Origin of the sequence: Pararoseomonas baculiformis (assembly GCF_017813395.1) — a bacterium.
GTDB lineage: Bacteria > Pseudomonadota > Alphaproteobacteria > Acetobacterales > Acetobacteraceae > Roseomonas > Roseomonas baculiformis.
In genome coordinates this window covers 1-13661 of sequence record NZ_JAGIZB010000022.1, presented here as the reverse complement: position 1 = coordinate 13661, position 13661 = coordinate 1, and the positions used below count along the sequence as shown (strand labels likewise).

At 71.2% G+C, this 13661-nt stretch carries 12 protein-coding genes and 1 tRNA gene; 8 read left to right on the top strand and 5 right to left on the bottom strand.

Annotation, left to right across the window (positions count from 1 at the left end; all coding sequences use genetic code 11):
• The first annotated feature begins 77 nt into the window (after positions 1-77).
• Positions 78-842, top strand: a complete 765-nt coding sequence (locus J8J14_RS19080; RefSeq protein ID WP_209381140.1) for a GntR family transcriptional regulator — start codon at positions 78-80, stop codon at positions 840-842.
• Positions 843-1157: 315 nt separating this feature from the next.
• On the opposite strand, the gene mtgA is transcribed toward J8J14_RS19080, so the two are convergent.
• Positions 1158-1874 carry a monofunctional biosynthetic peptidoglycan transglycosylase gene (mtgA, locus tag J8J14_RS19075; protein WP_209381139.1) on the bottom strand — a complete coding sequence of 239 codons (717 nt, stop codon included), beginning with the start codon at positions 1872-1874 and terminating at the stop codon, positions 1158-1160.
• 274 nt (positions 1875-2148) lie between these two features.
• On the opposite strand from mtgA, the gene J8J14_RS19070 reads away from it, so the two are divergent.
• Positions 2149-3531 carry a DEAD/DEAH box helicase gene (locus tag J8J14_RS19070; RefSeq protein ID WP_209381138.1) on the top strand — a complete coding sequence of 461 codons (1383 nt, stop codon included), beginning with the start codon at positions 2149-2151 and terminating at the stop codon, positions 3529-3531.
• 66 nt (positions 3532-3597) lie between these two features.
• Here the strand turns inward: J8J14_RS19070 and J8J14_RS19065 are convergent, their stop codons facing one another.
• Both J8J14_RS19065 and lipB read right to left on the bottom strand, forming a co-directional pair.
• Positions 3598-5388, bottom strand: coding sequence for a cation:proton antiporter domain-containing protein (locus J8J14_RS19065; RefSeq protein WP_245215970.1), 1791 nt, complete (start codon positions 5386-5388; stop codon positions 3598-3600).
• A 169-nt stretch (positions 5389-5557) separates the two neighbouring features.
• Complete coding sequence (gene lipB, locus J8J14_RS19060) at positions 5558-6229, bottom strand: lipoyl(octanoyl) transferase LipB (protein WP_209381136.1); 672 nt, start codon at positions 6227-6229, stop codon at positions 5558-5560.
• 48 nt (positions 6230-6277) lie between these two features.
• Between lipB and J8J14_RS19055 the strand changes: the two genes are divergently transcribed.
• Positions 6278-6363 (top strand) — tRNA-Leu (locus J8J14_RS19055).
• A gap of 106 nt (positions 6364-6469) precedes the next feature.
• On the opposite strand, the gene J8J14_RS19050 is transcribed toward J8J14_RS19055, so the two are convergent.
• Positions 6470-6670, bottom strand: coding sequence for a hypothetical protein (locus J8J14_RS19050; RefSeq protein WP_209381203.1), 201 nt, complete (start codon positions 6668-6670; stop codon positions 6470-6472).
• Between the two features lie 135 nt (positions 6671-6805).
• On the opposite strand from J8J14_RS19050, the gene J8J14_RS19045 reads away from it, so the two are divergent.
• Positions 6806-9070, top strand: a complete 2265-nt coding sequence (locus J8J14_RS19045; protein ID WP_209381135.1) for an NADP-dependent malic enzyme — start codon at positions 6806-6808, stop codon at positions 9068-9070.
• A gap of 47 nt (positions 9071-9117) precedes the next feature.
• Here the strand turns inward: J8J14_RS19045 and J8J14_RS19040 are convergent, their stop codons facing one another.
• Positions 9118-10788 carry a hypothetical protein gene (locus J8J14_RS19040; protein WP_209381134.1) on the bottom strand — a complete coding sequence of 557 codons (1671 nt, stop codon included), beginning with the start codon at positions 10786-10788 and terminating at the stop codon, positions 9118-9120.
• A 99-nt stretch (positions 10789-10887) separates the two neighbouring features.
• Between J8J14_RS19040 and J8J14_RS19035 the strand changes: the two genes are divergently transcribed.
• The 4 genes from J8J14_RS19035 to J8J14_RS19020 all read left to right on the top strand — a co-directional run.
• Positions 10888-11577, top strand: coding sequence for a vWA domain-containing protein (locus tag J8J14_RS19035; protein ID WP_209381133.1), 690 nt, complete (start codon positions 10888-10890; stop codon positions 11575-11577).
• A complete protein-coding gene (locus tag J8J14_RS19030; RefSeq protein ID WP_245215969.1) occupies positions 11574-12260 on the top strand; it encodes a J domain-containing protein in 687 nt (228 codons plus the stop codon). The genes J8J14_RS19035 and J8J14_RS19030 overlap by 4 nt, the downstream gene beginning before the upstream one ends.
• Before the next feature lie 93 nt (positions 12261-12353).
• Positions 12354-13226 (top strand): UTP--glucose-1-phosphate uridylyltransferase GalU, encoded by an 873-nt coding sequence (gene galU / locus J8J14_RS19025; protein WP_209381132.1) that lies wholly within the window; start codon positions 12354-12356, stop codon positions 13224-13226.
• Positions 13227-13331: 105 nt separating this feature from the next.
• Positions 13332-13661: 3-hydroxyacyl-CoA dehydrogenase NAD-binding domain-containing protein (locus J8J14_RS19020; protein WP_245215968.1), on the top strand; the 330-nt coding region annotated here is incomplete at its 3' end.

Sequence of the window (13661 nt, the reverse complement as noted above, 5' to 3'; positions counted from 1 at the left end):
GAACTTTTGTATTGGTCCGGTCCTATTGGAGTTCGCGCCCGCTTGTCAACGCCCGGGCAGGCCCTACCAATGCCGCGATGCCGCCTGCCCCGTCCGAGCCGCGCTATGTCTCCCTGGCCCGGGAACTCGCCAAGGAAATCGCCGATGGGCGCCACCCGCTCGGCTCCCAGATGCCGCCCGAGCTGGAAATGGCGGCGGAGCGGGGCGTCAGCCGCGCCACGATGCGCGCAGCGCTGGACCGGCTGGAGGAGCTGGGACTGGTTTCCCGGCGGCGGCGCGCGGGCACGCGGGTCACGGCCCTCGGCCCGAACAACCGGGGCGTCTATCTCCAATCCCTCGCGGAGATCGGAGACCTGCTGCAATACGCGGCCGAGACGCGGCGCGAGATCCTGGAGGTCGGGTCCGTCGTGGCGGATCACGCGATGGAGCAGGAGCAAGGGCTACGGGCGGGCCGCCACTGGCTGCGGATTGCCAGCCGCCGGGTCCCCGCCGATGGCGGGCCCGCGCTCTGCTGGACCGAAACCCATGCCGATGCCGAGGCCGCGCCGCCAGATCTGGAACAGCGTCTGCGCGGCGGGGAGGCCGGGGAGCTGATCGCCGCCGTGCTGGCCGCCTGGTCCGGCCGGCCGATCGCCGAAGTGGTGCAGGAGATCCGCGCCTCGGGCATCCCATCAGGCGAAGCGGCCGAAGCGCTGGACATCCCGGCGGGCGCCCACGCCCTCGCGATCACCCACCGCTACCTGGACCCCTCCGGCGCACCCCTGGCCGTCAGCCTCAGCCTGCACCCGGCCGGGCGCTTCTCCTATGTCAGCCGGCTGCGAAGGGCGCCCGGGCGCGGGTGATGGCGGCGGGGCTTTGGTCTGATGCTGGGGTGGTGGTCTGTCCCGGGGAGAGGAAGAAGGAATTCTTCCTCTCCCCGGACCCCTCTCCATCATCTTCTTTTAGTAGTTTGGAAGGCTCGGCTGACGGTGCGCCTCCGGTCCATGACCGGAGGCGACTGCAAGGGCAGGATGAGGGGCAGAAACCCCTGCTTGCAGCGTATCCGCGGCAGCCAGACGGGGTTCCAAGGGCCTCAGGCCCTTGGCGGGCGAGGTCCGGAGAGGGCAGAGCCCTCTCCGGGAAGCATCCGTTCAGCAAGGCTGCCAACGCGGGCCCCATCAGGCATCCGGGCGCACGCAGTCCAGCAGTGGGCCAAGCTGCCCCACCCGCCGTTCGATGATGCCGCCCCGGCGCTGCACATGGTCGGAAGGCCGCGCGGCGGACCAGTTCAGCGGGTTGGGCAGCACCGCGACCAGCCGCGCCGCCTCCCGGCGGGTCAGGGCGGAGGCTGGCTTGTCGAAGAACGCCTGGGCGGCCGCCTCGGCCCCGTAGATGCCCGGGCCGAACTCCACGATGTTCAGATAAACCTCCATCACCCGCTCCTTCGGCCAGAGAATGGCGACCTGCGGGGTCAGCCAGGCCTCGACGGCCTTCCGCACCGGGTCGCGGCCGGGCCAGAGGAGAAGGTTCTTGGCGGTCTGCATGGTGATGGTGCTGGCGCCGCGCGGGCGCTCGCCGTCCCACCAGCCCTCGATCTGTCCCTGCAGCGCCTGGAAATCGAAGCCCAGGGCCTGCTCGCAGAAGCGGTTGTCCTCGGATGCGATCACCGAATGGGCCAGGGCGGGCGCGATCCGTTCCAGCGGAACCCAGTCATGCCGCCATCCCTCTCCCTGGACCGAGCGTATGACCATCAGCGGCGTGAAGGGCACCGGCACGAAGCGGAACAGCAGGATCAGAACGAGGGGCGCCAGCAGCAGGACCAGGGCGACGCGCAGCAGGCGCTGCCGCCAGCTCAGCCGGAAGGCCGGGAGATGCAGGAGTTGTTGGCGCCCCATCCCCCCGTGCTGGCCGGGGTTCCGCCCCGCGTCAAGCGCACGCGTGCCCTGCCCCCTTCCATCTTGCGTCGCAGCACCGCCTGCCCCATGTAGGGCCCGTTCCCGGCCACAAGCCGCGGACGCGCCCTGGCCGCGTGAGACGGCCGCCCCGCGCAATGATGCGCGCGGCCCTGACCAGGGCGTCGCACTGTCTGATACCCTGGATGCGACCGGACACGCGGGGCGCCTCCACCCGCCTTGGCGGCCCCGGACCGGGCTGCCCCGATTGGAATCCATGACACAGTTCAACGAGCTCGGCCTCGCGGCGCCCCTTCTGCGCGCGCTGGAGGAAGAGGGCTACACCACCCCCACCCCCATCCAGGCCCAGGCCATTCCGGCCGCCATCGCGGGCCGCGACGTGCTGGGCATCGCCCAGACCGGCACCGGCAAGACGGCGGCCTTCTCCCTGCCGCTGCTGCACCGCCTGGCGAATGACCCGAAGCGCGCGGCGCCCTTCACCTGCCGCGTGCTCATCCTCTCCCCGACCCGCGAGCTCGCCTCGCAGATCCATGAGAGCATCCGGGCCTATGGCCGCCATATCCGCCCCAGCACCGCGCTGGTCTTCGGCGGCGTGCCGGAGAACCCGCAGAAGCGCGCCATGGCCAAGGGCGTGGACGTGCTGATCGCGACGCCGGGCCGGCTGATGGACCTGCTGAACCAGCGCGCCATGAAGCTGGACGGCATTGAGGTCTTCGTCCTCGACGAGGCCGACCAGATGCTCGACCGCGGCTTCTGGCCCTCGATCCGCCGCATCGCCGGCATGCTGCCGCGCACGAAGCACACGATGTTCTTCTCGGCCACCATGCCGGAGGACATCGCCAAGCTCGCGAAGGAGCTGCTGCCCGACCCCGTGCGCGTGGAGGTGACGCCCGTCGCCACCACAGCCGAGCGGGTGAACCAGCGCGTGATCCACACCCGTGCCGAAGGCAAGCGGGCCATCCTGGCCGACCTGCTGCGCGGCGAGGGCGTGGGCCGTGCCCTGGTGTTCAGCCGCACCAAGCACGGCGCGGACCGCATCGTGAAGCAGCTGGAGCAGGACGGCCTGGCCGCCGGCGCCATCCATGGCAACAAGAGCCAGGGTCAGCGCGAGCGGGCGCTGGAAGCCTTCAAGCGCGGCACGGCGCCGATCCTGGTGGCCACCGACATCGCGGCCCGCGGCATCGACGTGGAGGGCGTGACCCACGTCATCCAGTACGACCTGCCGGAGGTGCCCGAAACCTATGTCCACCGCATCGGCCGCACGGCCCGTGCCGGCGCCTCGGGCGAGGCGGTGGCGCTGGTTGCGCCGGATGAGGTTTCCCTCCTCCGCGCCGTGGAAAAGCTGACCCGCCAGCAGGTGCCGGCCGAGGGCGACATTCCCACCGGCCCGGTGCCGCGCCGGCCGAACCGCCAGCAGCAGCAGCGCCCGCCCCGGCGGGACGACAGCCGCGGCGGCCAGCCGCGCGAAGGGCAGCGCCAGGCGCAGGGCCGCCCCGGCGGCCAGGCTGCCGGGCGCCCCGGCGGCGGCCAGGGCCGCGGCCAGGGCTTCGGCAATCAGCAGCGACGGCCGGAGGCGCCCCGTGGGGAGCGGAAGGATCGCTCCTGGCGGGACTCCGATTTCCGCGACAGCAGCCGCTGAAAACAGAAAGGGCGCCCCTCGGGGCGCCCTTTCTCGTTCAGGAGATGCGCGGGGCCGCCGCTTCCGTCAGCGCTCCGCGTATTCCAGCATGCGCCGCGCCACCTCGCGCTCGCTGAGCACGATATGGTCCGCGCCCAGGCGTTGCAGATGCTCCGCCGCCGCGTCGGAATGGGCACGGGCGGTGATCTCCAGGTCGCGGTTCAGGGCGCGGGCCTGCTCCACCACCTGCCCGGCCTCAAAGGCCTCGGGCACCGTGACGAAAAGGCGCCGGGCGGCAGACAGGTTGGCCGCGGCCAGCACCTCCGGGTCCGCCGCATTGCCCAGCACGGCGGGAACGCCATCGGTGCGGGCGCTGGCGATGGTTGTCTCGGCATCCTCGAAGACGAGCACGGGGCGGCCGGCTTCGCGCAGCCCATGCGCGACAAGGCAGCCCACCCGGCCATAGCCGATCACCACGTCATGATCCTCCATGAGCGGCAGCTCCTCGATGGCCTGCGCCACCGTGGATGGCTCCGCCGGGACAGGGGCGGCCTCCACCGGGGCGGGAGGCGGCACGGGCGCGGCGGGGGCTGGTTCCACCGGGCGGGCGGGCGGGGGCGCGGGCTGTGCCGGCTCGGCGAGTCCCTTCATCTCCGGCACGGGCCGGGCCGAGCGCGCGGCGCGGGCGGCCACGGCGGTGCGCCGCTTCTCCACCAGGGCAAAGAGGAAGGGGTTGATGAGGATGGAGAGGATGGCGCCGGCCAGGATCAGGTCCCGGCCTTCCGGCGGCAGCAGCCCCAGCGCGCCGCCAAGCCCGGCGAGGATGAAGGAGAACTCGCCGATCTGCGCCAGGCTGGCCGAGATGGTCAGCGCCGTGCCCGAAGGATGGCCGAAGGCGCGCACGATGGCATAGGCCGCCGCCGACTTGCCGATGACGATGATGGCGACCACCGCCAGCACCGCGAAGGGCGCCGTGACGAGGATATAGGGGTTGAACAGCATCCCGACGGATACGAAGAACAGCACCGCGAAGGCATCGCGCAGCGGCAGGGCTTCCTCGGCCGCCCGCTGGGAAAGCTGGCTTTCGCCCATCACCATGCCCGCGAAGAAGGCGCCCAGGGCGAAGGAAACGCCGAAGAGCTCCGCCGCCCCGAAGGCGACGCCGAGAGCGATGGCATAGACGGCCAGGCGGAACAGCTCGCGCGAGCCGGTATGGGCGGCGTGGTGCATCACCCAGGGGATCACGCGCCGGCCGGCGATGAGCATGAGCGCGACGAAGGCGGCCACCTTGCCCAGCGTGATGCCGAGGGTGAGCGCCAGGGCGCTGAGGGAAAGCTCCGAACCGCCCTGCAGGGCCGGCGCAAGGGCGGGCAGCAGCACGAGGGCGAGGACCATGGCCAGGTCCTCCACGATGAGCCATCCGATGGCGATGCGGCCGCGCTCCGTCTCGGCGATGCGGCGCTCCTGCAGCGCGCGGATGAGCACCACGGTGGAGGCGACGGACAGCGCGAGGCCGAAGACGAGCCCGCCGCCGATGCCCCAGTTGAAGAGCCAGCCCAGGCCCATGCCCAGGACAGTGGCGACGATGATCTGCCCCACCGCGCCCGGCAGGGCGATTCTGCGGACCTCCATCAGGTCCTTCAGGGAGAAATGCAGGCCGACGGCGAACATGAGCAGGATCACGCCGATCTCGGCGAGCTGGTTCGCCAACTGCTGGTCCGCGACGTAGCCGGGCGTGAAGGGCCCGACCACGACGCCGGCCAGGAGATATCCGACCAGGGGCGAGACGCGCAGCCGGTTGGCGATCATGCCGAGGATGAAGGCAAGCAGGAGGCCAAGGGCGATGGTAGCGATGAGCGGGGTGTGATGATCGGGCAATGGTCCATCCTGTGCGGTTCGGGGTCTCCGCACAGGATAGGGGCGCGCATGCCACGATACCACCGACAACCCCGTGACATTCCGAAGTTTTTCCCGATTTTCCGGGTCACACCACGAAATTCGCGCGCCCTTTCGCATCCCTGCCGCAAAGCAGGGAGGCACGTCGGCTTTACTCCCCGAAAACCTCCGCCCAGGCGGCCATCAGGGCGGAATCCGCTTCCTCCATTGTCACGGGCAACCCGAGCGCGTGCAGGCTGGTGACGCCGTGGTTGCTGATCCCGCAGGGGATGATGCCGCCGAAATGGCTGAGATCCGGTTCCACGTTCAGCGCGATGCCGTGCCAGGAGACCCAGCGCGAGACACGCACGCCGATCGCCCCGATCTTCGCCTCCGTGCCATTCGTCCGGTCGGCCACCCAGATGCCGACCCGCCCTTCCCGCCGCTCACCCCGGATGTTGAAGCGGTCCAGCGCGCGGATCATCCACTCCTCCAGCGCGTGGACATAGGCGCGCACGTCGCGCGCGGGCACGGGCCCATGCGGGCGGGTAAGGTCCAGCATGACATAGGCCGTGCGCTGGCCTGGCCCGTGATAGGTCCACTGCCCCCCGCGCCCGGCATCGAAGGTGGGGAAGCGCGTGTCCAGCAGCCCTTCCGGCCGGGCGGAGGTGCCGGCGGTGTAGCTGGGCGGGTGCTCCACCAGCCAGATCGCCTCCTTCGCCGTTCCGGCCCGGATCCCCTCCACCCGCGCCCGCATCGCGGCCAGCGCATCAGGCACGGGCACGCGATCTTCAGAAATCAGCCATTCGGGGGCGCCCCCCCCTGTTGCCGCCGCCGCACTCATCCGCTATACGCCCGCCACCTCGGAGCGGCCATGTGCCGCTTCCTGCCTGCGGTCGTGGCGGAATGGTAGACGCGCCAGCTTGAGGTGCTGGTGGGGGAAACCCCGTGGAAGTTCGAATCTTCTCGACCGCACCATTCTCTTCATCACTCGGAACTCTCTCCCGGGCCGCCTCCACGGCGCCCGTGGGCGCCATGTAGCGCGCAGCAGCCCGCCCGCCCAGGCCACCCGGCCCCGAGCGGATCAGCCCATGGGCCGCGGATCGTCCCGCCCCGGGCTTCCGATCACCATGCCCGTTCCGTTGCAGGCCAGGCATGGCCTGCCCATCAGCTCACCCTTTCCCTCGCATTCCGGGCAGACCACCTCCTCGGTTCCCGGGGTGCCCGGCAGCGCGCGGTCGCCAGGGCGCCTCTCCCCACCCGGATCATCAGACGGTCCCGGCATCGCCACCTCCAGCATCCTTCTGCCCGGCAACGCGGGGCCGCCGGGGGCGGTTCCCATCACGGGATAACGCCCCCTGCCGCGCCGGGCATCGCATCCCGTCTGGCGCCGCGCCGCCCGCAAGGCCATAACCGGGCCATGGACGAGGATTTCCGCAAAGCCGCGCTCGACTATCACCGCCTTCCCCGCCCGGGGAAGCTGTCGATCGAGCCCACCAAGCGCATGGCGACCCAGCGCGACCTGGGGCTGGCCTATTCGCCGGGCGTTGCCGCCGCCTGCATGGAGATCGCGGCGGATCCGAAGACGGCCTATGACTACACCACCCGCGGCAACATGGTCGCGGTCATCACCAATGGCACGGCGGTTCTGGGGCTGGGGGCCATCGGGGCACTGGCCTCGAAGCCGGTGATGGAGGGCAAGGCGGTCCTCTTCAAGAAATTCGCCAACATCGATTCCATCGACATCGAGGTGGAGGAGCGCGACCCCGACCGGTTCGTGGAGGCCGTGTCGGTGCTGGAGCCGAGCTTCGGGGCCATCAACCTCGAGGACATCAAGGCCCCGGAATGCTTCGAGATCGAGCGCGCCCTGCGCGCCCGGATGAAGATCCCGGTCTTCCATGACGACCAGCACGGCACTGCCATCATCGTGGCGGCGGCGGTGCGGAACGGGCTGCTGCTGCAGGACAAGCCGATCGGGCAGGCGAAGATCGTCACCTCGGGCGCCGGCGCGGCGGCCCTGGCATGCCTCGACCTTCTGGTCGCGATGGGCGCCCGGCGCGAGAACATCACGGTCTGCGACATCGAGGGCGTGGTCTATGAGGGGCGCGAGGTCCTGATGGACCCGTACAAGTCCCGCTACGCCCGGGCGACCAACGCGCGCAGCCTGGCCGATGCGCTGCCGGATGCGGATGTGTTCCTCGGCCTCTCGGCACCGCGCGTGCTGAAGGCGGAGTGGCTGCCCTCCATGGCGCCGAAGCCGTTGATCCTGGCGCTAGCCAATCCTGAGCCGGAGATCCTGCCGGAGGCCGTGCGGATGGCGCGGCCGGATGCCATCGTGGCCACCGGGCGGTCGGACTACCCGAACCAGGTCAACAACGTCCTCTGCTTCCCCTTCATCTTCCGGGGCGCGCTCGATGCCGGCGCGACCACGATCAACGAGGAGATGAAGGTCGCCTGCGTGGAGGCCATCGCCCGCCTGGCGCGGGCGGAGGCGAGCGAGGTGGTGGTGGCGGCCTATGGCGGCCATGCGCCGATCTTCGGCCCGGACTACATCATCCCCAAGCCCTTCGATCCCCGGCTGATCCTGGAGATCGCGCCGGCCGTGGCCCGCGCCGCCATGGATTCCGGCGTGGCCACCCGGCCGATCGACGATTTCCCCGCCTATAAGCGGGAGCTGGAGCGCTTTGTCTTCCGCTCGGGCGACCTGATGCGCCCTGTTTTCGCCGCCGCCCGCAATGCCGGGCGCCGCATCGCCTATGGCGAGGGCGAGGATGAGCGGACGCTGCGCGCCGTGCAGACCGTGCTGGACGAGGGAATCGCCGACCCCGTGATCATCGGCCGGCGCGAGGTGATCGAACGCAAGGTCCGGGAGATGGGCCTGCGGATGGACCTGGAGGGCAGCGTGACGGTGCTCGACCCCGGCGCCGACACGGAGGCCTTCTCGGAGCTGCTTCCCCTTTATCAGCGCAAGGTCGATCGCCGCGGCATCCCGCCCGATGCGGCGGCCCGCGCATTGCGCACCCGGCCGACGGTCGCCGCCACGCTGCTGCTGGAGACCGGCCGGGTCGATGCCGCCATCGTCGGCGGCACGGGCGACTGGATGACCCATTGGCACCAGGCCTTCGACATCGTGGGCAAGCGCCCCGATGCCGGGCGCGTCTATGCCATGACAGGCGTGATCCTGCCGGCCGGCACGCTGTTCTTCGTGGACACCCATCTGCTGGTGGACCCGGATGAGGAGCAGATCGCGGAGATGACCCTCCTCGCCTCCGAACAGGTGCGCGCCTTCGGCGTGACTCCGCGCGTGGCGCTGCTCTCCCACTCCTCCTTCGGTGCCTCGGACGCCCCCTCCGCCCGGAAGATGCGGCGGGCGCTGAAGCTGATCCGGGAGCGCGACCCGGCGCTGGAGGTGGATGGGGAGATGCATGCGGACGCGGCGCTGGAACCGGCCATCCGCGACCGCGCCGTGATGGATGGCAAGCTCGCCGGGTCGGCCAACCTGCTGGTCTTCCCCAATCTCGACGCTTCCAATATCGCCTACAACCTGCTGAAGGCGGCGGCGGACGGGCTGCAGCTCGGCCCCATCCTGCTCGGCATGAACAAGCCCGTGCATGTGATGGTGCCCAGCACCACGGCGCGGGGCATCGTGAATCTCTCGGCCATCGCGGCGGCCCAGCCTTCCTGAAGCGGTTCCGGTGGCCCGCATGCCCTGCGGACCACCGGGCATGGACCCTACCGGGCGGGCGGGGTCGCCCGCGCGGTGAGCCCCAGTTCCCGCACGAGCTGTTCCGGCGGCTGCCCGGCCAGGGTCATGAAGGCCGGCATGGGCACGGGCTTGGCCGGGCGCATGGCGATCTCGATGGTGCCGAGGTCGCGGGCGAAGCTGGCCAGGGCTTCGCGGATGGCGCGGATCTGCGGCGCCTCCTTGCCCTGGGCGACGCCGGGCACGGGGAAACGCTGGACCATCTGGGCATAGCGCGCCCGCAGCTGGCTTTCCGGCACGCGCTCCCGCGCCGCCTGCTGGGCAAGAAGTGCGCGGAGCAGCCCCTCCTCCGTGTAGCGGATCGACAGGCCGCCGATGGTCCAGTTGGCGATCAGGGCCAGCGGATCCTCCTTCGCCACGGAGGGCTGCCCGGGCGTGGGCATCTGGATCCCGCCGAGATCAAGGGAGATGCCAAGGCTGCCCATGCCGGCCGCCTGGAGCAGGAACGGATCGGCGAGGATGCGACCCTGGTCCTGCAGGAAACGGCTTTCCATGCCCAGCCTGGCCAGGATGCGCTTGAAGCCGAGCCCGTCGAGCCAATCCCCGCCCTGCTCCGGTGGCAGGTCGAGCGCCACGCCCTCCACAGCCAGGGTGCCGGTCTGGGTGCGCGGCGCCGTGGCGTCCCAGCTGTTCCGGGCGCGGACGGTGGCGATCCGCAGCAGCGGCGCGCCCGCGGTGGAGACGGCGAGGCCCTCCAGCATGCCGTCCTGGTCCTGGCCGGGGATGGGCTGGGGCGGGTTCAGGTCATGGGCAATGGCGTAGGCGGTGTCGCGCGCGGGAAAGCCGGACAGCCCGGCCCGGCCCAGCTCGGCGACGAAGGGGCCCGCCTCCTTGGTCTCGCCCTCCACCTTCAGCCCTTCCAGGGCAAAGCTGGTAAGCCGCCCCTCACCCCATCCATCGAGCTGCATGCGGCCCAGGCGCATCGAGACCTGCTGGCTCTGCACCACCAGCTCCGCCCCCTCGATCCGGGCGGAATCGGCGGCAAGGGCCCAGGGATCACGATCCGCCCCGATCCGCGGCACAACAGCGCCGGCCAGCTGCGCGCGGCCGAGGCGGATGCTCACCTCCCCATCGCTGCGGTCGGTGAAGCGGAAGCCCTCCAGCACTGCGTCCTGCACCCGCCCGGGCGCATAGCCGGCCAGGCTCAACCGGGCCAGCTCGGCCTCGCCCCGGCCGGGATTCTCCACGCGGATGCCCTCGGCCAGCGCCTCTCCGGCCGCGAGGGCGGACCAGTCCACCCCCGGGCCAGCCCCGGCCGCGGGGAGGACAAGGTTGACGAAACTCACCCGGCCGGCGGCGATCACCATGGGTGCGGGTGCATCGGCGCGCTTCGCCTCCTCCATCCGGAGGTCGGTGAGCACGGCGCGGCCCAGGCGGTCCGCCTGCAACCCGTCCAGCACCACTTCGGCGGCGGTGAGGCGGTCCTTGCCCTGGCGGATGGTCAGGCCCTGCAGGCGCGCGGTGCCAGTGGCCGGATCGACGCTGCGGCTGCGCCATTCCACCGCGCCATCCGGCCCCAGCCCGGCGCGCAGCCTTTCGATGGCCGCATCCAGCTGCCGCTCGGCCTCGGCCTGGGCATAGGCGCCAAGCGCCACGGGAAGGGCGAGGCAGCCCGCGAGGAGCAGGTGGCGGCGTCGCATGTCCGGGATCTCCTTGTATGGCGGAAAAGGCTAGGTGAGACGCGCCCCTCGCGCCACCCGCCCGTTCCGCCGGGCATGGCGGCACACCATCTATCCTTCATGGCCAAGCCGCCGGTTCCCGCCCCCGCCTCCAGCGCCGTCACCGCCTTCCTGCAGAAGGCCGCGGGCGTGCCTGCCCTGCGGGCCGCGCCCTCCCCGGCGCGGTTGCTCTTCGCCGTGGATGCCACGGCCAGCCGCCAGCCCACCTGGGACAGGGCCTGCCACCTGCAAGCCGGGATGTTCGCGGAGGCGCCCGGGGGGATCGCGGTCAGCCTCGCCTTCTACCGGGGGCATGGGGAGTTCCACGCCACCCCCTTCCTGGCGGATGCGCGGGCGCTAGCGGCGGAGATGACCGGGGTGGGTTGCCGGGGCGGCCACACGCAGATCCTGCGCCTGCTGCGCCATGCGGAGGCCGAGGCCAGCCGCGCCCGGCTGCATGCGCTGGTGTTCGTGGGGGATGCCGTGGAGGAGGAGGCCGGGCCGATTCTTGCCGCCGCGTCGCGGCTGGGGGCGCGGGGAACCCCTGCCTTTGTATTCCAGGAGGGGGACGATCCCCTGGCCACCCCGGTGCTGCGGGGCATCGCGCGGCAATCCGGCGGGGCCTGGGCGCCCTTCGACCATCGCAGCCCCGGCACGCTGGCGGCCCTGCTGCGGGGAGCCGCCGCCTTCGCCAGCGGCGGGCGGGCCGCCCTGGCAAGGCTGCCCGGCGCCGCCGCCCTTCTCGCGCAGCTGCCGGCGCCGCGGGCATGATCTGGCTCGCGGCCGGGGCGGCCATCCTGGCGCTGGGCCTGCTGGGGCTGCGCGGCTTCAGCACGGCCAGCGTGGCGCAGGTGAAATGGGCCGCTGCGGCCCTGCTGGCAGGGATCGGCCTGCTGCTGGGGGTGGTGCTGCTGCTCACCGGGCGTGGGGGGCAGCTGATCTGGGCGGGCGCCCTGTTCGGGCCGGCGCTCTGGCGCTGGTGGCGGTCTCGCCAGCCCCCGACGCAGCTCGGCTCCGCGCCGGCGGATGCGGTTCAGACGGGCATGCTCTCCATGCGCCTCGACCCCGCGGCGGGCACGCTCTCCGGCCGGGTAACGCGCGGCGTCCAGGCCGGGCGGGACCTTGCGGACCTCACCCTGGCCGAGTTGCGCGCCCTTCTTGAGGAAGCGGCGGCGGAGGATCCGGAGAGCGTTCCGCTGCTGGAAGCCTGGCTGGACCGGGCCCATGCGGGCTGGCGGACGGCGGGAGCCGGGGCCGCGGCCGCGAATCCGGTGATGGACCGGGCGGAGGCGCTGGCCATCCTGGGGCTGCAGGAGGGCGCCAGCCGGGCCGATATCAGGGCTGCTCACGCGCGCTTGATGAGGAGCGCGCATCCCGATGCCGGCGGCTCGGACTGGCTTGCGGCGCGGGTGAACGCGGCGCGGGATATCCTGCTGGCCGGAACCGGCGCCTGATCGCGGAAGGGGACCACAGGGCAGCCACATTCCCAAGTTTCAACGGGCATGGCACATCTGCCGCCGAACATAGTGACAGGGGAATCGCCTCCCGTGCCGAAGCCGCTGAAGAAGGCCGTCCTGCCCGTTGCGGGCCTGGGTACCCGTTTCCTGCCCGCCACCAAGGCGCTGGCGAAGGAGATGCTGCCCATCGTGGACAAGCCCCTCATCCAATACGCGGTGGAGGAGGCGCGCGACGCCGGCATCGAGCAGTTCTGCTTCATCACCGGCCGCGGCAAGACCGCGATCGTCGAACATTTCGACGTGGCCTATGAGCTGGAGCGCACCCTCAAGGAGCGCAACAAGGACCAGATCCTGGCCGAGCTGCGCGCAAGCGCGGTGGAGCCGGGCTCCATCACCACCGTGCGCCAGCAGGTGCCGATGGGCCTGGGCCACGCCATCTGGTGCGCCCGCAGCTTCATCGGGAACGACCCCTTCGCCATCCTGCTGCCGGATGACCTGATGCAGTGCGAGGTCTCCTGCACCAAGCAGCTGGCCGACGCCTATATGGAGACGGGCGGGAACGTCGTCGCCATCGAGGAAGTGCCGATGGAGCGCGTCAACAAGTATGGCGTGCTGGACGTGCTGGAGGACAAGGGCCGGCTCGTCTCGGTGAAGGGGCTCGTGGAGAAGCCGCCGGTGGAACAGGCGCCCTCCAACCTCACCATCATCGGCCGTTACGTGCTGATGCCCGAGGTGGTCGAGGCGCTCTCGGCCATGGAAAAGGGCGCGGGTGGCGAAGTGCAGCTGACCGACGGCATGGCGAAGCTGATCGGCCGGCAGCCGTTCCATGGCCTGCGCTACCAGGGCCGGCGCTTCGACTGCGGCGACAAGGCGGGCTTCCTGGAGGCGCAGATCGCCTTCGCGCTCAAGCGCCCCGACCTGGCGGATGCCGTGCGCGCCTTCCTTCCCCAGTACATGGGGTGAGAGCCGGCACCCGCGCGGTGCCGCCGCATATCGGCCCCGCAGAGGCGAAACGATAGGAACGACCGGTCACCCCCTGGACATCGGGGGCGGTATCAGGGGGATAGGATGCGCGTAGCGATGATCGGGGCGGGCTATGTTGGCCTGGTCTCCGGGGCCTGCTTTGCCGAGTTCGGGGTGGATGTATGCGTGGTGGACACGGAGGCGTCCAAGGTTGAGGCGCTTCGGGGTGGTCGCATTCCGATCTACGAGCCTGGTCTGGACAAGCTGGTGGCCGAGAACGTGCGGGATGGGCGGCTGTCCTTCACGACCGATCTGTCGGAGGCGATGGAGGGTGCGGATGCGGTGTTCCTGGCGGTGGGCACGCCGTCGCGGCGCGGGGACGGGCATGCGGATCTGAGCTATGTGTTCGCCGCGGCCGAGCAGGTGGCGCGCGCG

Bases quoted from the DNA above. Each gene is read 5' to 3' on its own strand.
- J8J14_RS19080 (WP_209381140.1), top strand. From the start codon at position 78: ATGCCGCCTGCCCCGTCCGAGCCGCGCTATGTCTCCCTGGCCCGGGAA.
- mtgA (WP_209381139.1), bottom strand. From the start codon at position 1,874: ATGGGGCGCCAACAACTCCTGCATCTCCCGGCCTTCCGGCTGAGCTGG.
- J8J14_RS19070 (WP_209381138.1), top strand. From the start codon at position 2,149: ATGACACAGTTCAACGAGCTCGGCCTCGCGGCGCCCCTTCTGCGCGCG.
- lipB (WP_209381136.1), bottom strand. From the start codon at position 6,229: ATGAGTGCGGCGGCGGCAACAGGGGGGGGCGCCCCCGAATGGCTGATT.
- J8J14_RS19050 (WP_209381203.1), bottom strand. From the start codon at position 6,670: ATGCCGGGACCGTCTGATGATCCGGGTGGGGAGAGGCGCCCTGGCGAC.
- J8J14_RS19045 (WP_209381135.1), top strand. From the start codon at position 6,806: ATGGACGAGGATTTCCGCAAAGCCGCGCTCGACTATCACCGCCTTCCC.
- J8J14_RS19040 (WP_209381134.1), bottom strand. From the start codon at position 10,788: ATGCGACGCCGCCACCTGCTCCTCGCGGGCTGCCTCGCCCTTCCCGTG.
- J8J14_RS19035 (WP_209381133.1), top strand. From the start codon at position 10,888: ATGGCCAAGCCGCCGGTTCCCGCCCCCGCCTCCAGCGCCGTCACCGCC.
- J8J14_RS19030 (WP_245215969.1), top strand. From the start codon at position 11,574: ATGATCTGGCTCGCGGCCGGGGCGGCCATCCTGGCGCTGGGCCTGCTG.